The sequence below is a fragment of the Bacillus sp. FSL W8-0848 genome, from assembly GCF_038007805.1.
In the GTDB taxonomy this organism is placed as follows: domain Bacteria; phylum Bacillota; class Bacilli; order Bacillales; family Bacillaceae; genus Bacillus; species Bacillus glycinifermentans.
In genome coordinates this window covers 3,912,355-3,934,534 of the sequence record NZ_JBBOYB010000001.1, presented here as the reverse complement: position 1 = coordinate 3,934,534, position 22,180 = coordinate 3,912,355, and the positions used below count along the sequence as shown (strand labels likewise).

22 protein-coding genes and 4 tRNA genes are annotated in these 22,180 nt (G+C 42.0%); 19 read left to right on the top strand and 7 right to left on the bottom strand.

The features are described 5' to 3' along the window. Positions 1-17: 17 nt before the first annotated feature. The gene (locus NSQ39_RS20565; RefSeq protein ID WP_175077315.1) at positions 18-284 is read right to left on the bottom strand and encodes a holin; all 267 of its coding nucleotides are present in this window, start codon (positions 282-284) and stop codon (positions 18-20) included. 255 nt (positions 285-539) lie between these two features. Here NSQ39_RS20565 and NSQ39_RS20560 point away from each other — a divergent pair, with 255 nt between their 5' ends. From NSQ39_RS20560 to NSQ39_RS20470, 19 genes are all read left to right on the top strand, one after another. Next, positions 540-1,832, top strand: a complete 1,293-nt coding sequence (locus tag NSQ39_RS20560; protein ID WP_046129414.1) for an adenylosuccinate synthase — start codon at positions 540-542, stop codon at positions 1,830-1,832. A 272-nt stretch (positions 1,833-2,104) separates the two neighbouring features. Beyond that, positions 2,105-2,180: transfer RNA gene (locus NSQ39_RS20555), tRNA-Lys, on the top strand. A gap of 10 nt (positions 2,181-2,190) precedes the next feature. Then, positions 2,191-2,262 (top strand) — tRNA-Glu (locus NSQ39_RS20550). A gap of 90 nt (positions 2,263-2,352) precedes the next feature. After that, positions 2,353-2,429 (top strand) — tRNA-Asp (locus NSQ39_RS20545). A gap of 10 nt (positions 2,430-2,439) precedes the next feature. After that, positions 2,440-2,512, top strand: a tRNA-Phe gene (locus tag NSQ39_RS20540). Positions 2,513-2,896: 384 nt separating this feature from the next. Beyond that, entirely contained in the window at positions 2,897-3,604 is a 708-nt protein-coding gene (walR, locus tag NSQ39_RS20535) for a cell wall metabolism DNA-binding response regulator WalR (RefSeq protein ID WP_046130588.1), read from the top strand. 7 nt (positions 3,605-3,611) lie between these two features. Beyond that, positions 3,612-5,456, top strand: a complete 1,845-nt coding sequence (gene walK, locus NSQ39_RS20530) for a cell wall metabolism sensor histidine kinase WalK (RefSeq protein WP_046130587.1) — start codon at positions 3,612-3,614, stop codon at positions 5,454-5,456. After that, on the top strand, positions 5,446-6,810 hold the full coding sequence (locus tag NSQ39_RS20525; protein WP_175075912.1) for a YycH family regulatory protein: 1,365 nt from the start codon (positions 5,446-5,448) through the stop codon (positions 6,808-6,810). The genes walK and NSQ39_RS20525 overlap by 11 nt, the downstream gene beginning before the upstream one ends. Next, positions 6,797-7,639, top strand: coding sequence for a two-component system regulatory protein YycI (locus tag NSQ39_RS20520; protein WP_175075913.1), 843 nt, complete (start codon positions 6,797-6,799; stop codon positions 7,637-7,639). Before NSQ39_RS20525 ends, NSQ39_RS20520 begins: the two co-directional genes overlap by 14 nt. Positions 7,640-7,653: 14 nt before the next feature. Continuing rightward, complete coding sequence (locus NSQ39_RS20515; protein ID WP_048353860.1) at positions 7,654-8,448, top strand: MBL fold metallo-hydrolase; 795 nt, start codon at positions 7,654-7,656, stop codon at positions 8,446-8,448. 81 nt (positions 8,449-8,529) lie between these two features. Beyond that, positions 8,530-9,741 (top strand): S1C family serine protease, encoded by a 1,212-nt coding sequence (locus NSQ39_RS20510; protein WP_309245908.1) that lies wholly within the window; start codon positions 8,530-8,532, stop codon positions 9,739-9,741. A gap of 231 nt (positions 9,742-9,972) precedes the next feature. Then, positions 9,973-10,818, top strand: coding sequence for an SAM hydrolase/SAM-dependent halogenase family protein (locus NSQ39_RS20505; protein ID WP_046130582.1), 846 nt, complete (start codon positions 9,973-9,975; stop codon positions 10,816-10,818). Between the two features lie 187 nt (positions 10,819-11,005). Continuing rightward, a complete protein-coding gene (locus NSQ39_RS20500) occupies positions 11,006-11,476 on the top strand; it encodes a hypothetical protein (RefSeq protein WP_046130581.1) in 471 nt (156 codons plus the stop codon). An 11-nt stretch (positions 11,477-11,487) separates the two neighbouring features. Next, the gene (locus NSQ39_RS20495) at positions 11,488-11,970 is read left to right on the top strand and encodes a GNAT family N-acetyltransferase (protein WP_175075916.1); all 483 of its coding nucleotides are present in this window, start codon (positions 11,488-11,490) and stop codon (positions 11,968-11,970) included. 330 nt (positions 11,971-12,300) lie between these two features. Further along, positions 12,301-12,801, top strand: coding sequence for a DUF4234 domain-containing protein (locus NSQ39_RS20490; protein WP_175075917.1), 501 nt, complete (start codon positions 12,301-12,303; stop codon positions 12,799-12,801). A gap of 184 nt (positions 12,802-12,985) precedes the next feature. Continuing rightward, positions 12,986-13,144 carry a CxxH/CxxC protein gene (locus NSQ39_RS20485; protein ID WP_065894714.1) on the top strand — a complete coding sequence of 53 codons (159 nt, stop codon included), beginning with the start codon at positions 12,986-12,988 and terminating at the stop codon, positions 13,142-13,144. 80 nt (positions 13,145-13,224) lie between these two features. After that, positions 13,225-13,704: a 23S rRNA (pseudouridine(1915)-N(3))-methyltransferase RlmH gene (rlmH, locus tag NSQ39_RS20480; protein ID WP_216898924.1), complete on the top strand. Its 480-nt coding sequence runs from the start codon at positions 13,225-13,227 to the stop codon at positions 13,702-13,704. Between the two features lie 170 nt (positions 13,705-13,874). Beyond that, positions 13,875-14,582: a hypothetical protein gene (locus tag NSQ39_RS20475; protein ID WP_216898922.1), complete on the top strand. Its 708-nt coding sequence runs from the start codon at positions 13,875-13,877 to the stop codon at positions 14,580-14,582. Continuing rightward, positions 14,575-16,245 (top strand): ORC-CDC6 family AAA ATPase, encoded by a 1,671-nt coding sequence (locus NSQ39_RS20470; RefSeq protein ID WP_216898920.1) that lies wholly within the window; start codon positions 14,575-14,577, stop codon positions 16,243-16,245. Before NSQ39_RS20475 ends, NSQ39_RS20470 begins: the two co-directional genes overlap by 8 nt. 174 nt (positions 16,246-16,419) lie before the next feature. Here the strand turns inward: NSQ39_RS20470 and NSQ39_RS20465 are convergent, their stop codons facing one another. The 6 genes from NSQ39_RS20465 to NSQ39_RS20440 form a co-directional block, all read right to left on the bottom strand. After that, positions 16,420-17,022, bottom strand: a complete 603-nt coding sequence (locus tag NSQ39_RS20465) for a response regulator transcription factor (protein ID WP_216898918.1) — start codon at positions 17,020-17,022, stop codon at positions 16,420-16,422. Further along, positions 17,019-18,161, bottom strand: coding sequence for a sensor histidine kinase (locus NSQ39_RS20460; protein ID WP_046130575.1), 1,143 nt, complete (start codon positions 18,159-18,161; stop codon positions 17,019-17,021). Before NSQ39_RS20460 ends, NSQ39_RS20465 begins: the two co-directional genes overlap by 4 nt. Positions 18,162-18,166: 5 nt before the next feature. Then, the gene (locus NSQ39_RS20455; RefSeq protein WP_216898916.1) at positions 18,167-18,904 is read right to left on the bottom strand and encodes an ABC transporter permease; all 738 of its coding nucleotides are present in this window, start codon (positions 18,902-18,904) and stop codon (positions 18,167-18,169) included. Beyond that, the gene (locus tag NSQ39_RS20450; protein ID WP_046130573.1) at positions 18,901-19,803 is read right to left on the bottom strand and encodes an ABC transporter ATP-binding protein; all 903 of its coding nucleotides are present in this window, start codon (positions 19,801-19,803) and stop codon (positions 18,901-18,903) included. The genes NSQ39_RS20455 and NSQ39_RS20450 overlap by 4 nt, the downstream gene beginning before the upstream one ends. A gap of 381 nt (positions 19,804-20,184) precedes the next feature. Further along, complete coding sequence (locus tag NSQ39_RS20445) at positions 20,185-20,496, bottom strand: nucleotide pyrophosphohydrolase (RefSeq protein WP_006639775.1); 312 nt, start codon at positions 20,494-20,496, stop codon at positions 20,185-20,187. Between the two features lie 2 nt (positions 20,497-20,498). Beyond that, positions 20,499-22,115, bottom strand: a complete 1,617-nt coding sequence (locus NSQ39_RS20440) for a DUF2075 domain-containing protein (protein WP_175075922.1) — start codon at positions 22,113-22,115, stop codon at positions 20,499-20,501. Between the last annotated feature and the right edge of the window lie 65 nt (positions 22,116-22,180).

Sequence of the window (22,180 nt, the reverse complement as noted above, 5' to 3'; positions counted from 1 at the left end):
TCCCTAAGAATTGCTTCTTAGGGATTTTTTTTGTTTCTTGTTCCGCGGTTTTTGCCGATCTCAAACAGGCCGGTTGCCGTTAAGCCTGCCAGACCGCCGGCCCATAATCGCAGAACAAGCTCAAGTTCTGTAAACGGATATGCGGCGGCTCCGATCAGAAAACCAATCGATAGAGACGTAAGCGGAATCAAATTTTTGGGCACTCTTACCGTTTTTTTCACCAGCTCGACAAGCGCCAAAATGATGGGCGATAATACGGAAGCAAAAATCAATACGGTTTCCATTGGACATTCCCCTCCTTACTAATTTCATATTGAAGAAGACGGCGTTTTATGTGTATTTGTCCAATAAAAATGTAGTTTTTGAGATTTTATCTTAAAAACATCTCCCAAAAAAGAAATATATAAATCAATAACGAACAATATGTTTTGTGAAAAAATAAATGTTCGGATTTACGATTGACTTTGCCTTCTTACACTGATAAACTGAATGTGTTTGATATTGATATCGTTTGAAAAGGTTAACGGAGGTGCACGGATATGTCTTCAGTAGTTGTTGTCGGTACGCAGTGGGGTGACGAAGGGAAAGGCAAAATTACCGATTTCCTTTCAGAGAACGCAGAGGTTATCGCACGGTACCAAGGTGGAAATAACGCAGGACATACGATTAAATTCAACGGGGTAACGTATAAGCTTCATTTAATCCCATCCGGTATTTTTTATAAAGATAAAATATGTGTGATCGGAAACGGCATGGTCGTTGATCCGAAAGCATTGGTTGCAGAGCTTGCATATCTTCATGAACGCAATGTCGCGACAGACAACCTGAGAATCTCAAACAGAGCCCATGTCATTCTGCCGTATCATTTGAAGCTTGACGCGGTGGAAGAAGAACGGAAAGGGGCCAACAAAATCGGAACGACGAAAAAAGGAATCGGCCCGGCTTATATGGACAAAGCGGCCCGCGTGGGAATCCGCATTGCCGACCTTTTGGACCGCGACGTTTTTGAAGAAAAGCTCGCCCGCAATTTAGACGAGAAAAACCGCCTGCTTGAAAAAATGTACGAAGCAGAAGGGTTTAAAATCGAAGACATTCTTGATGAATATTATGAATACGGCCAGCAAATCAAACAGTACGTATGCGACACATCGGTTGTCTTAAACGACGCGCTAGACGACGGACGTCGCGTCCTGTTTGAAGGCGCACAAGGGGTTATGCTTGATATCGACCAAGGAACATATCCGTTTGTTACGTCTTCCAACCCGGTTGCCGGCGGCGTGACGATCGGTTCAGGCGTCGGTCCTACAAAAATCAAGCATGTCGTCGGGGTATCGAAAGCATACACGACCCGCGTCGGAGACGGTCCGTTCCCGACTGAGCTTAACGATGAGATCGGAGACCAAATCCGTGAGGTCGGCCGCGAATACGGAACAACAACAGGACGTCCGCGCCGCGTCGGCTGGTTCGACAGCGTGGTTGTCCGCCATGCCCGCCGCGTCAGCGGAATTACTGATCTTTCTCTCAATTCCATTGATGTACTGACCGGAATCGAAACCGTGAAAATCTGCGTCGCTTACAAGTATCGCGGAGAAATTCTTGAAGAATTCCCTGCAAGCCTGAAAGCCTTGGCAGAATGTGAACCGGTATATGAAGAAATGCCGGGCTGGACTGAGGACATCACAGGAGCGAAAAGCCTCAGCGACCTGCCTGAGAATGCCCGCCACTACCTTGAGCGCATCTCACAGCTGACAGGCATTCCGCTTTCGATTTTCTCAGTCGGTCCTGACCGCTCTCAGACAAACGTCGTCAGAAGCGTCTACCGTCCGAATTAACCGATTTAGCCTCTGCAATCTGCAGAGGCTTTGTTTTTTACGGGTTGATTCGCAGAAGAGAAGGCCGTCAGCCTCCCGGGATTTTGGCGGAGCCTTGAGCAATGATAAGGAATGAATGCTCACCTGGCAATTTTAAGCTGTCTATAAACCGCGAAGGAACGGGGGAAACCATGGCAGGAAAAAATAAATAGAGAAAAAAAATAAAAAAACATATTGCCACTTCTGTTCGTTCTATGATAATATAAATCTCGTTGTTGCGAAAACAACGACAAGAGCCATTAGCTCAGTTGGTAGAGCATCTGACTTTTAATCAGAGGGTCGAAGGTTCGAGTCCTTCATGGCTCACCATTTACCATATGGCCCGTTGGTCAAGCGGTTAAGACACCGCCCTTTCACGGCGGTAACACGGGTTCGAATCCCGTACGGGTCATTGATTTTACTTAGCATTATTGCTAAATCCCCGCTTGCTTCGGAAGGACCACGATTCCTTTCCGGAGCAGGTACTGTAAATAAAATATACGGTCCGGTAGTTCAGTTGGTTAGAATGCCTGCCTGTCACGCAGGAGGTCGCGGGTTCGAGTCCCGTCCGGACCGCCATTTACATAAAGGCTCGGTAGCTCAGTTGGTAGAGCAACGGACTGAAAATCCGTGTGTCGGCGGTTCGATTCCGTCCCGAGCCACTTTAAAGCGCGTCTGCTTTTAGCAGATGCGTTTTTCTTATAGGTTAAGCTTTAGCGGAAATTTTTTTTGAAAAGCAGCGGAGCGTTTATGAGAGAGAAAAAAAGAGAGGCCGGAGCAGCCGGCCAAAGAAGAAGACGTTACTATATAGACGTTCAAAAACGAAAGATGTTTCACTTTTCAGTAAAAAAAGTAACAGAAATTTAATTGGTGAGAAAGAAGCTGAAATATTATGAATGGGGGATATTACCAATTCCTTTCCTTATAACTATTTTTTTAATTTTTGTCTCATAAACGTTATAATGTATAAGAAATCTATTTTGAATGTTACGACATGAACTTAATATAAACACTGTAAACAAACCCTGAACCAGGAGGAATAAGTAATGGAAAAAAAGATACTTGTTGTAGATGACGAAAAGCCGATTGCCGATATTTTAGAGTTTAATCTGAAAAAAGAAGGCTATGATGTTCATTGCGCTTATGACGGCAATGAAGCGCTTGAGATGGTCGAGGAGCTGAATCCTGATTTAATCCTTCTCGATATCATGCTTCCGAACAAAGACGGTGTGGAAGTATGCCGTGAGGTCCGTAAAAAATATGATATGCCGATCATCATGCTGACCGCAAAAGATTCCGAAATCGACAAGGTCATCGGTCTTGAGCTCGGTGCTGACGACTATGTCACAAAGCCTTTCAGTACCCGCGAACTATTGGCCCGTGTCAAAGCGAACCTGAGACGGCAGACTACGGCTGCGCCTGCTGAAGAAGAGCAAACGACAAACGAAATCCAAATCGGATCGCTCGTCATTTTTCCGGATGCCTATGTTGTGTCAAAACGCGATGAGACAATCGAGCTGACCCACAGGGAATTTGAGCTGCTTCACTACCTTGCAAAACATATCGGACAAGTCATGACCCGCGAACATCTGCTGCAAACGGTGTGGGGGTACGATTATTTTGGTGATGTCCGCACAGTTGATGTCACCGTACGCCGCCTTCGCGAAAAAATCGAAGATAATCCGAGCCACCCGAGCTGGATCGTGACGAGACGCGGTGTCGGTTATTATTTGAGAAATCCGGAACAGGACTAATGACCAAATGAACAAAGTCGGTTTTTTTCGATCCATTCATTTCAAGTTTACGTTAATATACGTACTGCTCATTATCGTCGCGATGCAAATTATCGGCGTGTACTTCGTAAATGCGATGGAGAAATACCTTCTCGATACGTATAAGGAATCACTCGATCAGCGGGTAAACAATCTGTCGTATTATCTTGAACAGGAGATGACGAAAGACAGAGGCACACCATCCTCCACAACGTTGAAGGAGGATGCTGAGCGGATTTTAAGCGATTTCAGCAAGGAAGGCAAAATTCTAGAGGTCAGCCTGATTGACAAAAGCTATGAAGTCATTGCGACTTCCAATCCGTATAACAGGGAAGTAGCCGGAAAAAAGACAACGGAAGGCATCATAAAAAGAACGCTGCTTGTCGGTCAGCCGTATGAAAACAAATTTTTTGATCCGGTACGGGACAGCAGAGTCCAAATTTCCGTCACTCCGATTAAAAAAGCCAATGAAGAGACGATCGGAGCGATTTATGTCGTAGCTTCAATGGACGATGTCTACAATCAAATCCGGATGATCAATACGATTTTAGCTTCAGGAACGATCCTTGCACTTGGGATCACTGCCTTTTTGGGAGTGTTTGTGGCGCGGACCATTACACACCCGCTTTCAGATATGCGAAAGCAGGCAATCGAACTGGCGAAAGGGAATTTCTCCCGAAAGGTCAGGAAATATGGAAACGACGAAATTGGCCAGCTCGCCACGACCTTTAATTATTTAACGAGAGAACTGAAAGAAGCACAGTCGATGACGGAAGGCGAACGGAAGAAACTATCTTCTGTTATCGCATATATGACGGATGGGGTCATCGCGACAAACCGAAACGGCGCCATCATACTATTAAATACACCGGCATTGGAGCTTTTGAATGTTTCACGTGAAACTGCTCTCGAAATGCCGATTACTACATTGCTCGGCCTTGATAAAGAATATACGTTTGAAGATTTAGTCGAACAGCAGGATTCTCTCATTCTTGAGATTGAACAGGAAGAAAGAACTTCTGTGCTTCGCGTTAACTTTTCGGTGATACAAAAAGAGCACGGAAAGATCGACGGATTAATCGCGGTCATTTACGATGTCACTGAACAGGAACAGATTGACCAGGAAAGAAGAGAGTTTGTGGCAAACGTGTCTCATGAGCTCAGAACACCGTTGACGACGATGCGAAGCTATTTAGAAGCGCTGGCTGAAGGCGCTTGGCAGGACGCAAATATTGCGCCGCATTTCCTGAATGTCACGCAAAATGAAACAGAACGGATGATCAGGCTCGTCAATGACCTGCTTCAACTTTCAAAATTTGACAGCAGGGATTACCAATTCAACAAGGAATGGATTCATTTTATCCGCTTCTTCTCTCTTATTATTGAGCGTTTTGAAATGACAAAGGAACAGCATGTCGATTTTATCAGCCATCTTCCTGACAGAGATCTGTATGTCGAAATGGATCCTGATAAAATTACGCAGGTGTTGGATAATATTATTTCAAACGCATTGAAATATTCTCCTGAGGGAGGCCATATTACCTTCTCCGTCGATGTAAATGAAGAAGAAGAGCTTCTTTATATCAGCGTCAAAGATGAAGGCGTCGGCATTCCAAGAAAGGATATGGAGCGGATTTTCGAACGTTTCTACCGCGTCGATAAAGCGAGAACGAGAAAGCTCGGCGGCACAGGTCTTGGTCTGGCAATCGCAAAAGAAATGGTGCAGGCTCACGGCGGAGACATCTGGGCCGACAGCATCGAAGGAAAAGGAACAACGATCACATTTACCCTGCCGTACAAAGAGGAAAAAGAGGATGATTGGGATGAAGCGTGAAACAATTAAAACGATAGTATTGTCCGTTTTAGTTTTGATCAGTCTTCTTTTTACCTTTAACATTTGGGGGTTTCAGGGCAATTACGAAAAGATCTCCAACTCCAAGGCGCAGGTAAGCGATAAGCAGCCGATCACAAATCAGACCAAATTATTGAACGAAGCGGTTAAACCGCAGCAAATGTTTATACATGACAAGGGAAAACACTATTTGCTAAACGATTTAACGCTTTACACGCAGCTGTGGGATGATATGAGCCGCTGGGAAGTCAAATCGCTGAAAGACATTTCAGATACCTTTGGCAAACAGCAGTTCAAAGATTGGCTTTATGCTTCAAACAAAGATCCAAAATTGGACCTTGTCTTCAGTGACAGCATTCCGCTTGACGTTTTGCAGCCGCTGTTCAAATGGAGTGCGAATTCTTATGAATATAACTCTTTTGACAGGATTGTCCTTCCTATCGACGAAGGAAGCGGAACGAAAAAGATTTATTTTGTTTCCTTCAGCAAAGAAACGGTCGTTGAAGCTGATATTGAATCGGCTAATTATCGAAACATCGTGTCGGAAATCTACAAGGAAAAATCGCGTATGCCTGCCTACAAGGCGTATGCCATTAATTCAAGAAGAGATGTGCTCCTTCCTGTTAACAGGCTGCAGCTGACAGAAAAAGAGTACTTTACGGAAACGATCAGCCCAAGCCGATTTAAAAAGGCTTTGTTTGATGACCCTGAAACCGTTCGGCAGGAGACGAATTTAAACAATCCTATTTACACTGATGGAACCAGCCTTTTGGAAATTTATTCGAACAACAGACAGGTGAAGTTTCAGCACCGCAACTTAGAGCCGAGTTCATCTTATCAAAATGGAGAGCTGATTAATAAAAGCTTTAAATATTTAAACGATACCGGAAGCTGGACAGATGATTACCAGTTTTTCAGCTTAAATGAGAATCAGCAGATCAGTTTTTACCTGTACATGGATCAGCTGCCGGTCGTCAACAGTCAAAGCCAGCCTTTTGGAACGACTTCCATCGATCTGCGCTGGGCCAATAATGACATATTGGATTATAAGCATCCAAACTATGTTTTGGGGGCAAATTCAAACCCTCTCAGCAAAAAAAGCAAAGAAATCATGAACGGCAAGGAATTAATCGAGTACTTGAAAGAGCATGATGAATACAATTTTGATAGCATTGAACAAATTTTTCCTGCTTATGAAATGGTCTCGGTGTCTGAAGAACAAGACCCGGTTGTCAAGCTGGTGCCGACATGGTGCATTAAAATAAACGGCACAGTACAGCCCGTTTCTAAGGCGAATGAAGCGGTGAAGGAGGGCGAAGCAAATGGAGTGGAATAGAACGAAAACAATCTTCATTATCGTCTTCCTTATCCTTGATATCTTTTTGGCTTTTCAATATTTTGATAAGCGCACCAAAAACCAGTTCCCGATTTTAGAAAAATCGACGCTCCAGGAAGATATGAAAGCCGATCATATAACTTATGACAGCTTGTCCAAGGAATCACAAAAAGGCGCTTCGATTTCAGCACAAAAAAAAGTGTTTAAAACGAGCGAGATTAAATCGCTGAAAGGACAAAAGCCTTTAATGGACATGTCAAAAGGAGACTCCCTTACTGAAATTGAGATGGGATTTGAAGAACCGATCCTTCTGCCGAAAGAGGACATGGAGACGAAGGCCAGGGAAATTGTGAACGAGCAATTACTGGACGGAAGCAAGTATAAGCTTTGGAAAGTCGACAAATCGCAAAAACAGATCATTTTCTTTCAAACGTATAAAGGGGACTACATTTTTCAGAACCAAAAAGATGATGCCGCAAATGAAATAGGCGAAGTTGTTTTGTTTTACAATGATAAAAATGAAGTCGTTAAGTACAAACAGTCGATGCTGAAAGAAATAAAAGAAGTCAAAACGGAAAACCTGATTTCCGCTGTCGGAGCGGTTGAAGCTTTATACTATCCTGATTTTCTTAAGCCTAACAGCAAAATTAAAACCGCCGAGATTGGGTATTACACGCAATATCCTCTTGCAAGCGCACAAATTTTCGTACCGGTTTGGCGGATCGAAGTACAGCGCAAATCGGACAACGGCGCGATATATGAAGAATTCATCATTGATGCACGGGATGGAGCCGTTCTTCAGTCACAGGAGACAAAGGAAAAATCATAATGGAGTGAGGAACCATGAGCCTGCAATTTAGCGTACTTGCGAGCGGGAGTACGGGAAATGCATTTTATTTGGAAACCGAAGACCACGCTTTTTTAGTAGACGCAGGGCTTAGCGGGAAGGCAATCGAAGGGCTGATGGCCCAGATAGACCGCAGCTTGGACAAGCTTGACGGCATTTTCGTCACGCATGAGCACAGCGACCATATTAAAGGACTGGGCGTGCTGGCAAGAAAATACGAATTGCCCGTTTACGCGAATGAAAAGACATGGAAGGCGATGGAAGGGCACATCGGAAATATCGATACCGGCCAAAAATTCGTGTTCCCGATGGAAACGGTAAAATCGTTCGGCTCCCTTGATGTCGAATCGTTCGGCGTATCCCACGATGCAGCAGAGCCGATGTTTTATGTGTTTCACTACAATGGGCGAAAACTTGCGCTTATTACGGATACGGGTTATGTGAGCGATAGAATGAAGGGCATCATCAGGTCGGCCAACGTTTTTGTATTTGAAAGCAATCATGATGTCGGTATGCTGCAAATGGGCCGCTATCCGTGGAATATTAAACGGCGGATTTTAAGCGATGTCGGCCATGTATCAAATGAGGACGCAGCGCTTGCGATGACAGACGTCATCGGTGATGAGACATCGCGCATCTACTTAGCCCATCTAAGCCAGGATAACAACATGAAGGAACTCGCAAGAATGTCAGTGCAGCAAACCCTTGCTGCAAAAGGCCTGATTACAGGTGAAACGTTTGATTTATATGATACGGATCCAAAAAAACCGACACCTCTTGCAGCGGTATAAATTTTTCGGAATCAATGATTAATCTCACTGTTTGTGAACCACACTATATACATATATCGTTCCTTGAAAGGATTGAATATAGTGGAGTTTAATCATGATGATGAAAAATACGTTCGCGAAAAACCGGCGAGAAACTGGAGAACCTTTTTGTTTTCAAGCCTCGTCGGCGCCGTGATTGGTGCTTTATTAACGGTATTTGCCCTGCCGTACCTCTCACAGCAGGGGCTTTTGCCGTACAACCTCCAAGTCGCCGAACCGGACGGAAGCCAGGCGGCTGGACAAGGCGGAGCCGTTCGCAATGTCTCGGTCAATGTAAATACCGATGTCACAAGACTGGTCTCTAAAGTGTCTGATTCGGTCGTCGGCGTCATCAACATTCAAAAAACGGGTGTCTGGGATGAAAAAGGTGAAGCGGGAACCGGTTCCGGCGTGGTATACAAAAAGAACGGAAGCATATCCCATATCGTGACAAACCACCATGTCATCGAAGGCGCAACACAACTCGAAGTCAGCTTGCAGGACGGAAGCAGAATTCCGGCAAAGCTTATCGGCAGCGACAAGCTGATGGACCTTGCCGTTCTTCAAGTCAAAAGCAATAAAATAAAGTCGGCTGCCGATTTCGGAAATTCAGATAAAGTCAAAACAGGTGAACCGGTCATAGCGATCGGAAACCCGCTCGGCCTCGAATTCTCGGGCTCTGTAACGCAAGGAATCATCTCGGGAACAGAGCGTGCCGTTCCAGTTGATTTAGATGATGACGGCCAGCCGGACTGGAATGCGGAAGTATTGCAAACGGATGCGGCGATTAACCCGGGAAACAGCGGCGGAGGGCTGTTTGATCTTGACGGGAAAGTGATCGGCATTAACTCGATGAAAATCGCCGAAAGCGCCGTTGAAGGAATCGGATTGAGCATTCCGGCAAACCTTGCGATTCCGGTCATCAACGATCTGGAAACATACGGCGAAGTCAGACGTCCGTATCTCGGAATCGAAATGAAATCGCTCGGCGACATCGCAAGCTATCATTGGCAGGAAACCCTTAAACTGCCGACAAACGTAACATCGGGCGTCGTCGTTATGAGCGTGCAGGCATTATCTCCGGCCGCAAAAGCCGGGATAAATGGCCTTGATGTCATCGTTGAATTTGACGGCAAGCGGGTGTACGATATCATCGATCTCCGCAAAAAGCTCTATACAAAAAAAGTCGGCGACACCGTGACATTCAAGTATTACCACCGCGGAAAAATAAAAACGGCAAAAGTGAAGCTTACGCGATCCAAATTGGGGAGCTAATCATGAACAGTCTGGCCTTTACAGCCAGGCTGTTTTTCGTATGCGTCCATTATGAAACGGCTGAGGAATTTCGTCAAAAGGCCAAAAAACGATTTTGATTAATCAAATATCAGTTTTCATACTATGGAAAAAACGGACATGCCGTTGTATTGCGTTTCATTTCCGCCTGCTGTATGATGATTTTAATATTTTTGACAGAGAACTAAAAATCGGGATGGAAAGGGAGATAGAATGAGTCGGAATGCGTTGGTCTTACAATCGGATTTTGGCATTGACGACGGGGCTGTCAATGCGATGTACGGAGTGGCTTATTCGGTTGACAGTTCGATCCGGATTTTCGATGTAACGCACAATATTCCTGTGTTTCACATTTGGGAAGCTTCATACCGTTTGCTGCAGACGGTTTCCTACTGGCCGGAAGGAACTGTATTCGTATCCGTCGTTGACCCCGGCGTCGGTTCGGAGCGCCGCAGCGTGGCAGTCAGGACGTCTTCAAATCAATATATCATTACCCCGGATAACGGCACGCTTACCCATGTCGTACAGAAAAACGGCATTGCCGAAGCGCGCCATCTCGACGAGGCGTTGAACAGGCTGCCAAACTCCGGTGAATCGCACACGTTTCACGGCCGCGACATCTACGCATACACAGGCGCAAGGCTAGCGTCAGGCGCAATCCGCTTCGACCAGATCGGCCCGGAGGTATCCCCCGATTCCCTCATCAAACTCCCTGTCATGGAAGCCTATATCGATCATGAGTGGGTTGCGGGCACCATAGATATTTTAGATATTCGCTTCGGAAACCTTTGGACCAATATCAGCCGCAGGCTTTTCAGCAATTTAGACATCCGCTATGGGGACGCTGTAGAAGTCGTCATCACTCACGGTATCAATGAAGTATACCGGCAAACCATCGTCTTTGGACGCTCTTTTGCTGATATACCTGTGGGCGAACCGCTCGTTTATGTGAATTCGCTGGACAATTTAGGCGTTGCGATCAATCAGGGCTCTTTCGCTGAGACGCACCATATCGGAACCGGAATCGATTGGCGGATTTCGATTCGCAAAGCGGGATAGACGAAAAACAATCTGGAGAAATTCAGATTGTTTTTTCATGTAAGCCGGGAATTTATGTCGAAAATAGTACAAAAGCCGTCTTAGTGCATAAGACTTATTGTCTAAAATTGTGAAAACAGATATATTGATGGAGTGTGCGTTATTAAGAATATTCGTTTGGAAAACTCAATACCCGGAGGAATCCTAGATGAACCACAATGAAATGATGGCGATGAAAGCGCTGTCCGGTGCGAAAAGCAAACGTATCATGTCCGTTTTTGTATTGTGTCTTGTCACCTTGGGAATGTATATTCCATACTGGTTTCTTTCACGGAAAAAAGTTCTCGATCTTCTGCCTAGTCTTGATATTCCATACACCACACTAAAAGTCATTATATTTTATTATTTATTTTCAATCCCAATAAGAATTACAGCACCGTTTGCATTTTCTGATATGCACTACAGCCTTTTCCTTTTGCTGCACAGAATCATCATGATCTTATCCGCAGGCGTTCTCATCTATTGTGCACTTTCAGTGACGGCAGCCGTCAACAAGCTGTCCGGAGATGAACCCGCCAAAGGAACCGCTCTCGCTTTCCTTTTGAACATCTTATACATACAGCACCGAATCAACAAAATGTCCGAACCGAAACATGCATATATCACGAGGGCTTCATAGGAGTGAACCAAATGTTAAAAAAACCGACAGTGGGTCTAACCCCCATGTCAGACAAAGATTTTACAGCCTACCGATCGTATTCAGTCGAACACTACGCCATGGAAAAAGTAAAAGCCGGCACATGGACGCTAGCAGAGGCTTTAGAGAAAGCGGAGGAACAGCTCCGAAAGCTTTTGCCGAACGGAACGAAAAGCACCAACCACCGCCTCTTCTCGATTGTCAACGAAAACAAGGACGTCATCGGGTGGCTTTGGGTTTATGCCGACCCGCATCATCCTCAGAAAGAAGCGTTTATTTATGATTTTGGCCTTTATGAAGCGTACCGCGGCCAGGGGAACGGGCGGCAGGCGCTCTTGGCTTTGGAAGAAGAGGCCAGAAGGCTTGGAATCGAGAAGCTGTCCCTTCACGTATTTGCCCATAATAAAACGGCAAGGCGCTTATATGAGAAAATGAATTTTGAAGTTACCGATTTGAATATGAGTAAGCTGCTGTAAAAGAGGAGGATCAAGGCTGACATAGCTTTGATCTTTTTTCTGCTTTGATTGGGAGAAAAAATGATTCGGGAATGAAAAATGGTTATTTAGACCTTATTTTTTTAGAATGAAGACCTATTTATAAACAATATTCGAGAATTAATGTGATATAAGAATCAATACGAAAGGCGTTGTTTATTCGATTGATTCAATAAAAAGCGCAAATAGACCCGGCGATATCTATTTTATTACAAATCGCAGTTTTGATTTATCGGTTATTTTATAGTACCTTTTGAAAGTGGAAAAGTATACATACAAAGGATAAAAAGACCGAAAGAAGTGGATTTTATAATGAATGCGGAACAAAAATCAGCAGAATTTCCGAAAATTCGGGTTGGATATACAATCTTATTAACGATCGTGACGTTCGGAATGTATATTCCATATTGGTTTCTGTCGCGAAGACAAGCGCTTGAACGGCTTCACATAAAGCTGCCATATGTTTTCATAAAAGTAACTGTACTATTATTTGTTTTTTCGGTTTTGGAGTATTTTTGGATAGCATCTATAACAACTATGCAAAGCTTGTTGTTCAGAGACATTTTGCCCTTTGAAAACAATCCTTTTCTGCTTCCGCTGATTCCGGAGGACAGTTTTTTAAGCGAGTTCGGCTTTTTGCTGTTTACGATCGTAAGTATCATCAGCAGCTTTAAAATCCGGAATGGATTGAAAAAACAGCTTCCAAATCAATCGGTAAACGGATGGCTCACGTTCTTTTTTCACATTTGGTATTTGCAGCATATTGTGAATAAACACGCCTCAAGCGATCTAACAGCAAAAGAATCGGCATAACAGAAAAAATTTTAGCATTGGCTGAGAAGGCCGATGCTTTTTTAGTTATCCAGAAGTCTCGAGTGTTCTTGTGGATAAACCGGCTATAGAAGCATAACACCTATTAACATGTGAATAAATAGGGTATATTGAATATATAGCCTTTTAAAAAAGAGCCTAATGAATCAATATTGGAGGTACACTCATGAAGTCTTGTGAGGAACACATTGAAACCGTCATTGACATGTATGTAGACGAGGAAGAATCAGCACCGGAAATCAGAAAAATCGAACATACGCACAGTTTATCCACAACCTGTGAATTGTGCGAAAAGCCAGCAGTATATATAGTAGGGAACGAATGATCGGACACTAAATACACAAATTTTATCCACAATTGTGGATAATATATATGAATAACTTGTTCTTAAAGTGGGGATGACCTGTGAATATATCAATCGTAGCAATCGGAAAACTAAAAGAAAAATACTTAAAACAAGGAATCGACGAATACATAAAACGGCTTTCCGCATACGCAAAAGTCGACATTATCGAACTCCCGGACGAAAAGGCGCCGGAAAACCTGAGCGACCAGGACATGAAAATCGTCAAAGACAAAGAAGGCGACCGAATCCTCTCCAAAATCAGCCCCGACGCCCACGTCATCGCCCTCGCGATTGAAGGAAAAATGAAAAGCTCGGAAGAATTAGCCGATAATATGGATAGACTCGCCACATATGGGAAGAGCAAGGTGACCTTTGTTATCGGAGGCTCACTGGGCTTAAGCGATGCCGTGCTGAAGCGTGCGGATGAAAAGCTGTCGTTTTCGCGGATGACGTTTCCGCATCAGCTTATGAGGCTGATTTTGCTGGAGCAGGTTTATCGGGCTTTTCGGATTAATCGGGGGGAGCCTTATCATAAATAAAGTCACTAAGGAGCTCAGAAATACGTATTGAATCTATAGTAAGGTTACCTTATTTAAAGGGAGTGTTCGGTTATTTTTTATTTTATTATTAAGTTGATAAGGAAATAATTAATTAACTATTAACTTCAACAAGTATTTAAAAAATAAAGTGAATTTTTAAGGTGATAAAAATGGAAGGAACTTTTTTAAAACAAATAATTACTGAAAGTGCTGAAGAATTAGCATCTAATGTTAAAAGTCATATGGAAGAATGCTCTTCAGAAATAACGGAAATGTTAAATCACCTCAATTTATTAAATAATTGGACGGATTTTCTAAGTGGATACCAGACAAATATTATTCTAAAAGAGGTAGTTTATGACCTGCTTTCTTCGGTATATATAAGCACTAATGGCATGTATAGAAATGCATACTCTAGCTTAAGAAGTGCAATAGAATTAGGAATAGGTTTTATTTATTTTACTGACCATAATTATAATTTTTTAAAGTGGAAACTGAATAAATTTGACTTATCCTGGAGTCTACTTAATTCTGAAAGCCATGGTGTCCTGAATAAAAGTTATTTGACTTTGTTTTTTCCTAAATTTAAATATGAACCCTATATAGAAAAAGTAAAAGAACTTTATAGAGAGTGTTCAGAGTTTACTCATGGAAAATTTAATTATATGCAAACAGTTGAAAATTCAAAGATTACTTTTGATAAAATTAAATTTAATGAGTGGGCAAAGATGTATGTTGAAGTTATCCAAATATTAATAGTTATTCTTCGTGTAAGATTTACGAACGAATTATCTTTTTTCGAACAAGAGGATATTGTTGATTTTATGAATGAAATTTTCAAAAATTTAAATCATAAGGAGTTGGAATTAAATGAATGATATGTATAATGATGAATTTATTTATAGGACTGAAGATTTAAAAGATAGTCAGCTTGATGAGGTTTTTGTCGAGTCAAGAATGGATCGAGAAAATATTGATTTTTTAAAATCCCGTACTCCAGCTTTATTAGTTGGGAGTCGAGGAACAGGGAAAACAATGTTATTGAAAATTGCGGAAAAGGAACTGGATACAAATTTCAAAGGTGATAGAGTATTAAGTGTTTTTGTAAGTTTTAAAAAAGCAATATTTTTAAACACGATTGAGGATATAAAATTTTTTCGTCAGTGGATGCTTGCTAAAATTTTATTTAAAATAAAACGTAAGCTAGAGAAAAAAGGACTATTAACTAATAATGAACTTTTTGGGAGATATTTTAACGTAGGTTTGAGTAATAATAATTTAATTGAGACGTTAAATCAATTTACAAAACTATTAGAGAAAGCGTCTAAAAAAACAGTTGATTTTGATAGTGAGGTAAATCAAATTTTTGGTCAGGAGACAGGGGAAATTGAGCTCTTAAATGAACTAGACTATTTTCATGCATTAATTGAAGACCTGTGTGATGAGTTAGAAATTGAAAGGATAGTTCTCTTATTTGATGAAGCATGTCATAACTTTATTCCACTACAACAACGGGAGTTTTTCACCCTATTTCGTGATTTAAGGTCTGCATATATATGCTGTAAGGCAGCGGTTTATCCAGGTATTTCATCGTTTGGAACATTTCAGAAATTTCATGATGCTACTGTTAGAAAAGTAGAAAGAGACATTTTAGAAGATGATTATGTGGATAATATGAGAGATATTATTAAGAAGCAAACAGACAAAGATGTGTATAAAAAATTTGAAGAACAAGGGCAGTTACTTAATTTTCTTATTTATGCTTCATCTGGAAATCCGAGGTTACTTTTAAAGAGTATTTATTTAGCAAGTAATGGTTTTAAAAAGTTAACAAATAGTAGAGTAAATGAAACTATAAAAAATTTTTATCGGTCTCAAATTTGGAATGAGCATACAAAATTAGGTGAAATATATACTGGGCATAAGAATCTTATCGATTGGGGAAGAGAATTTATTGAAAACGTAGTTTTACATGATACTAGTGAAAAAAATGATACAAGATTGGAAAAAGGAATCAATCAACAAACAATATTTTTTGCTATACACAGAGATGCCCCTGAAACAGTTAAGCAAGCAATTAGGATTTTGGAATATTCAGGGATAGTTTCGTTGCATACAGAAGGTACAAAGGTACGAAGAAAAATCTTTGATAGATATCAAATAAATTTGGGTATTGCATTAAGCGGTTATGATAATCCTACTTTAAGAGCAGAAAGTTTGATTAAAGGATTATCAGTAAAACTTTTTACTGATTACGGACAGAATTCCCCGTCATATAATAATTTAGAAAATTTGAGAGTGATTACAGAAGATACGGACTTTAAAGATGTTATTGATAGGGTTTTAAACTTACCAATTGAAATTTTAGACATAACAGACTTTCAAAAGACAACTATAAAAAGTGCTGGTTTTCATACACTACGTGATATCCTTGAAGGAGAAGAGTCTGATCTACAAAAAGCAAGACTTATAGGCGAAAAAAGGTCAAGAATTATTTGGAATATTGCTTATAACGCAACAGTTGAATATTTCTCTGGATAAAATTAAATATGTAATAAATGTATTTAAGGAGAGGTTTAATCTCTTTAAGTTCCTCTCCTTTTCCAACATTAAGATGAAACCATAACATAAGTAAATAAAGGATTTAGAAATTGTTTAAATTTATATCGCTCAAATTAAACAACTAATGATCATTTAGATATTTAGAAATCACACTCAAATCCACCCCTCCCCCTCAGCAACCTTCGCCGCCTCCGTCCGGTTCTTCGCACCCAGCTTATGCATAATTTCAGAAATATAATTCCGGACGGTGCCGGCTGACAGGAACAGCTCAGCGGCAATTTCTTTCGTCGTCTTTCCTAAAGCTGCCAAGCGCAGGATTTCCTGATCGCGTTCGGAGAGCGGGTTTACCTTGCGGATGGCATCGAAGGTGAGTTCCGGGCTGAAGATTCGCTTGCCTGTCATGCATTTGCGGATGGCGTCTGCGAGTTCGTCGATTTCTCCGTCTTTCAGCAGGTAGCCGTGTACATTGCTTTTGACGGCGCGTTCGAAGTAGCCGGGACGGGCAAATGTTGTTAAAATGACAACCTTACTTTTTGAGCCTCGTTTCGTCAGCTCTTCAGCCACTTCCAAGCCGCTTTTGACAGGCATTTCGATATCCATGAGACAGACGTCCGGTTCAAGTTTCAAAATGGCGGCAAGCGCTTCTTCGCCGTTTGTTGCCTGGCCGATGACTTTCATGTCCTCTTCCAGGTCAAGCAAGGAGCCCAGGGCGCTTAACAGCATTCTTTGATCTTCAGCGATAAATAAACGAATCATTGCATTGCTTCCTTTCGTTCTGCTTTCTTTACAATCGGGACGGTGATGTGTAAAACAGCGCCGTTATGGGTTGAAACGTCCAGTGCTCCGTCGATTAATGAGAGTCTTTCTTTCATTCCGCGCAAACCGTTTCCAAACGGTTTCTTTTGATCGATCCCCATTCCGTCGTCTTTAACCGTGATGCTCATTTTTTCATCCGATTGAGAAATAGAGATCATGCAATGGTTGGCACGGCTGTGTTTGACGATATTTGTGGCTGCTTCCCGTATACACATGCTGACGATATTTTGTGTGACCGGAGGGACTTTTGAAAAATCTGAGTCTCCATCGTATTGGAATGTCATTTCCGCAGCTCGGAGTATTTGCTGGATGTGGATGAGCTCTTCTGCGATTGTGGCGGTTTTCATATCGGACACGAGCTCTCTTGCTTGCTTTAAGGCGGCTCTCGATGTGATTTCCATTTCTTTTGCTTCTTTGCGCGCCCGTTCGGAATCGATGGTGACGATCCGCTGGACAAGCTGGCTTTTTAAGGTGAGCAGTGACAGGGTATGGCCGAGTGTATCGTGAAGGTCGCGGGCAATCCGTGTCCGCTCTTCGCGTTTTACTAACTCCTTGATATGCTGATTTGCTTTGTCAAGCTGTTGTTCCAGTTCTATCCGGCGGAACATGGAACGGATGCCGAATGGCGACATGAGCATAATAATGAAAAAGGGAAGAAAGCGAACGATCTGGCTTGCCGTCTGGGATAAATTACTTTGAATGAAATAAAAAACAAAAGGGATCAACAATACGAAAACTAAACTAATAAAACCGTGCTGAAACTTCTTTTTATCCCGATAAAAACCGATAAAGTTCGCCGGAAAAAAGCCTAAAAATATGAAGCTGATATCGTATAATACACTGAAAATAAGGATGATTGAAAGCTGTACAGTCAGCCAATAAGAGAATCCTTTTTTTTGCGGTGAAACACAATAAAGCTGGCGGTACGTTATAAAGAAAAGCAGCACCATTCCATAGCCGTTAAGCTGTTTGATCCCCGTTTCTTGCGTCAAATAAAAGATCGGCATCAGCAAATAGACTAAAAAGATATAGGGGAAGAAGCCGTAGTGGCTCGGAAATATGCTGATTGTTTTTTTCATTCTGGTCACACCGCTTCTTGTTTTCTTCTTATATATTTAGATAGTAGCATAAGCACGATGAAATAGGCGAACAGAATGAGAACATTGTTCCAGTCCGGCATTTTGCCTCGAACAATTTCCCATGCTCCATTTCCAAAATGATAGGATGGCAGCCAATGGCTGAAACTCTGCATCATTTTCGGCATTACCTCAAGCGGCATCCACATCCCCCCGGTAACAGCGAGGACCATATAGAGCACATTGCTGACTCCGGCCGCTGTATCGACTTTTTTCATCATCCCGATCAATGTCCCGATCGCCAGAAACGGGAGGGAGCCAAGCAGGATCCACAAGCCGCTCATGAACCATTCAAACGGGGTCAAAGAAACTCCGTTGATGATGGCGCCGAATGAGAAAATAACCGTGATCGAAAGAATATGAATGACGCTTTGTCCGGCCATTTGGGCGATAAAATAAACATGATCAGAAAGAGGCGTCACGCGAATGAACGTCGACCAGCCTTGGGTGCGCTCTTGAACCATGCGGATCCCGAGCGACATGATTGAGGAGCCCATGACGCTGAATGTTGTCATCGACATTAAATAATGCGCTTTCCAAGCCCCAGGATCCGGAGCATTCGTATTGACGACGTTTGTAAAAATGTAATAGAAGGCAATCGGCATGACCAATGACCAAAAGACAAAATAGCGGTTTCTGAGCATTCTTTTGATTTCCATTTTGCATTGCATTTGAAATACATTCATTTTACATCGTCTCCTTTGCCTGTCAGCTGACGAAACGCCTCTTCGAGATTTCCGCGTTCAATTTGAATATCATAAGCGCCGGTCTTTTCAGTGAAGAGAAGTTCCAATATTTTGTCCGTATTAGTCGTGTCGATGTAAATCCGATTGTTTTCCCGGGAAATTTGCCCGATTTCCGGGTGCTGATACAGCTTCTCCAGCGATTTTGCCGGATCGGCCATAAATGAAACGGAATGCTTCGATATTTTTGATTTAATGTGCAGCGGCGTTCCGTCTGCAACAATCCTGCCGTCTTTAAACAGCAAGATTCGTTGTGCGGCATCATCAGCTTCCTGTAAGTAGTGTGTAGAAAAAATGATCGTTTTTCCTCGATCTGCGAGCGTTTTGACCGTTTGCCAAAAGCGGTTTCTTGATGTGATATCCATGCCGACCGTAGGTTCGTCAAAGATCATCAGCTCTGGATCACCGGCAAGCGCCAAGGCAAAGCTCAGACGCCGCTTTTGGCCTCCTGACAACTTTTCTGCTCGTGTTTTTACATCTTTTTTTGTCAGACCTGTTAATGCGGTGAGCTTCTGAAAGGATAACGGCTTTGGATAGTAGCTCCGGACAAGTTCGATGATTTCGCCTGCGCGCAAACCCGGTGTTACGCTGACTTGCTGCAGCATCGTGCCGATTTTTTCGCGTACCTGTTTTTCGTGCGGCAGGGAATTAAATAATGTAATGTTGCCGGATGTCGGTTTTAACAGCCCCAACATCATGGAAATCGTTGTTGTTTTTCCGGCCCCGTTTGGCCCCAGAATCGCTACAATTTCCCCTTGTCCGATTGAAAAATTGATATGTTCAACCGCCGTTTTTTGGCGGAATGTTTTTGTCACGTTTGCCAAGCTTACAACATTCCCCATTGCACAACACCTCCTGATTACTTAAGGTCATTGTACAGTCGCAGGAAAGAAGATTTTAGTATGTGATGTCATCAAAATCGGGTGACAAATGTCATTTTTTTAAACAATGAAAATAATATGGAGCTGACGTTGTAGAAAGAATGGAAGTGTTAAGCAAATGAAGGCAGGGAGGATTACTGTAAGATAAGCAAGCAGGGCGCCGTAATTATCGGCGTCCTGCTTGTTTCATTTCAACTGAATTCTTTTGTATGATTACGGATGGCCATTTACTATGGAGGTGTAGAGAGAGCTGTCAAAGAAACTCTCTCTATATATGCATTGTCATAGAACGTGTTTCGGCCCTCTCTATCGCTGGTTGAAGAATCAAAGACATATTAAAGATTAACCATTATTTTTAACCGGATACTTCCTCCCATTCTTCACAATCTTCTCTTCCACAATCTCTTTTACGTCCAATCCAAGATCGTTACACAGCATGAATGAGTAGATCAAAACATCTGCGATTTCTTCACGGATGTTTTCTTTATTTGCTTTGAGTGCTTCTTCACTGCTGATCCATTGGAAGTCTTCGAGCAGTTCTGCTGCCTCGATGGAGATGGAGATGGCGAGGTCCTTTGGGTTATGATATTGTCTCCAGTTTCGTTCATCTCTGAATTCATTGATTGCGTTAATAAGGCTTTGAATATCACTCATGATCATTTTCCCCTTTCTAACTCAAGTAGTCTCTTTCTTAATTTAGGGTCTGTTGCATAAATATATAGGCCGTGGATGCCCCGTTTCATCAGGACATTTATTGAATTTAATACGATTTCTTCTTTAATTTGCTGGTTTTCTTCCGGCGACAAATCCGTACGTGAAATGAATGCACCTGTATCTTTGTATTTGGAAGTATCAATTAATAGTTCGTCTTTTTCTTCATCGTAGCTCACGGAGGGGCCAAGAACGACGCCGACGTAATTTAGGTCAAACCCTTGCACGGTATAAATGGAGCCGACTTCTTTAATGGTATTCGGATTTTCGGCCCATGAAACCTTACTCTGGGTGCTGTGCCATGGCATGTTAATTCCTTCTTCATCAACGATGTGTAAATAATCAAAGGTCGAGACAATCCGAGAGAGCCCGTCTTTGTTGTTTTTATTTTCAATGACTTTCTTAAACGCAGCAGCATCTTCGAATATTTTTAGCTCGAAGGAGGAGCCTTCAGTCGGCAAGGGAAGAACTTTCTTTTCAACAAAGCTGTCAATCCACTTCATCGTTTCTGGATTGGCGTTCATTCTCATTTGATCCGTAAGTTTCACAGTCTTTGCATCATACTGATTGATGATTTCTTCGAGCAATCTGTCGTTCCAATAACTTCTAATCTTTATAACTTGTTTTGGATCAAAGAAGGCAATTGTAATTCTACTGCGCTTAATGATCTCATCCAGTTGGTTTTGGCAGCGGAAATTGTTATAGGAATCTTCCTGTGTCAGAAGCAGATGAGCTTCGTCAACTAATACGATATCTGCTATTGCTCCCGTCTTAGTTTTCTCATTAATAAATGGTGTTGGCTTCAAGTAAATCTTTTTCTTGAAATTCGGTAAGCTGTTTGCGATGTTTTTATAAGTCTTCAGTATTTCGCTGTGATTCACCACCAAGTAATTATCTGTTTCTCCCAAAAAAGGGTCTTCGCTCTTAGCCAAATCTTGAATCGTATTAAACAGAGAGCTTAATAAGACACTTTTACCTGTACCGGCATCTCCTTCAATGACAATGACATGATTTCCTTCTTTCTGTATATTTTCTTTACAGAAATTAAGGATCTTATTTTTTATATCAAGCTGCTGGGGCGAGAGTTCCTTATAGGGAGATAACTTATAAATGTCTTTATTCCTAAGGTTTTCAAGGGAATCGCCCACAATTTTCTCTTCTCTAAGTTTCTCCCAAATGACTTGAAAGATCTCTTCATTATAAAAGGGTTTCTGATAGTAGTTGTGCATTTCCCTGGATCTGGTCTGGCTTACGTTTTGCAGCTGGTAGCGGTTATCGGCAATAAAATAGTTAATTAGATTTGACTCGATATTGTACGTCGCAGACTGATGAAATTTCTCATGGCCGATTAAAATAAAGCGATTCAAACTCTTTCGCTGTTCATCATCTATATGATTTTTCAAACGCCGTGCAGCTTGAACCGTTTGCCCAATATATGCAGTCGGTTTCTTTTGCTCATTATAAAGGATATATACAATCGGATAGTTATTTATATGCATTGCTTTTACAACATTCACATGGTCTGGAGTAAATTCTCTCTTTTCAAACACAAGTTCATTCATTGTTTCTGCCTCTAAATCTCCTTTTTAAAATAATAGTACCATATTTATGATAAATTAATCTAAAT

Excerpts from the sequence above, each read along its gene's own strand:
- NSQ39_RS20565 (WP_175077315.1), bottom strand. The coding sequence starts at position 284 with ATGGAAACCGTATTGATTTTTGCTTCCGTATTATCGCCCATCATTTTG.
- walK (WP_046130587.1), top strand. The coding sequence starts at position 3,612 with ATGAACAAAGTCGGTTTTTTTCGATCCATTCATTTCAAGTTTACGTTA.
- walR (WP_046130588.1), top strand. The coding sequence starts at position 2,897 with ATGGAAAAAAAGATACTTGTTGTAGATGACGAAAAGCCGATTGCCGAT.
- NSQ39_RS20495 (WP_175075916.1), top strand. The coding sequence starts at position 11,488 with ATGTTAAAAAAACCGACAGTGGGTCTAACCCCCATGTCAGACAAAGAT.
- NSQ39_RS20525 (WP_175075912.1), top strand. The coding sequence starts at position 5,446 with ATGAAGCGTGAAACAATTAAAACGATAGTATTGTCCGTTTTAGTTTTG.
- NSQ39_RS20440 (WP_175075922.1), bottom strand. The coding sequence starts at position 22,115 with ATGAATGAACTTGTGTTTGAAAAGAGAGAATTTACTCCAGACCATGTG.
- NSQ39_RS20520 (WP_175075913.1), top strand. The coding sequence starts at position 6,797 with ATGGAGTGGAATAGAACGAAAACAATCTTCATTATCGTCTTCCTTATC.
- NSQ39_RS20515 (WP_048353860.1), top strand. The coding sequence starts at position 7,654 with ATGAGCCTGCAATTTAGCGTACTTGCGAGCGGGAGTACGGGAAATGCA.
- NSQ39_RS20465 (WP_216898918.1), bottom strand. The coding sequence starts at position 17,022 with ATGATTCGTTTATTTATCGCTGAAGATCAAAGAATGCTGTTAAGCGCC.
- NSQ39_RS20485 (WP_065894714.1), top strand. The coding sequence starts at position 12,986 with ATGAAGTCTTGTGAGGAACACATTGAAACCGTCATTGACATGTATGTA.
- NSQ39_RS20460 (WP_046130575.1), bottom strand. The coding sequence starts at position 18,161 with ATGAAAAAAACAATCAGCATATTTCCGAGCCACTACGGCTTCTTCCCC.
- NSQ39_RS20490 (WP_175075917.1), top strand. The coding sequence starts at position 12,301 with ATGAATGCGGAACAAAAATCAGCAGAATTTCCGAAAATTCGGGTTGGA.
- NSQ39_RS20475 (WP_216898922.1), top strand. The coding sequence starts at position 13,875 with ATGGAAGGAACTTTTTTAAAACAAATAATTACTGAAAGTGCTGAAGAA.
- NSQ39_RS20500 (WP_046130581.1), top strand. The coding sequence starts at position 11,006 with ATGAACCACAATGAAATGATGGCGATGAAAGCGCTGTCCGGTGCGAAA.
- NSQ39_RS20470 (WP_216898920.1), top strand. The coding sequence starts at position 14,575 with ATGAATGATATGTATAATGATGAATTTATTTATAGGACTGAAGATTTA.
- NSQ39_RS20455 (WP_216898916.1), bottom strand. The coding sequence starts at position 18,904 with ATGAATGTATTTCAAATGCAATGCAAAATGGAAATCAAAAGAATGCTC.
- NSQ39_RS20445 (WP_006639775.1), bottom strand. The coding sequence starts at position 20,496 with ATGAGTGATATTCAAAGCCTTATTAACGCAATCAATGAATTCAGAGAT.
- NSQ39_RS20505 (WP_046130582.1), top strand. The coding sequence starts at position 9,973 with ATGAGTCGGAATGCGTTGGTCTTACAATCGGATTTTGGCATTGACGAC.
- NSQ39_RS20450 (WP_046130573.1), bottom strand. The coding sequence starts at position 19,803 with ATGGGGAATGTTGTAAGCTTGGCAAACGTGACAAAAACATTCCGCCAA.
- NSQ39_RS20560 (WP_046129414.1), top strand. The coding sequence starts at position 540 with ATGTCTTCAGTAGTTGTTGTCGGTACGCAGTGGGGTGACGAAGGGAAA.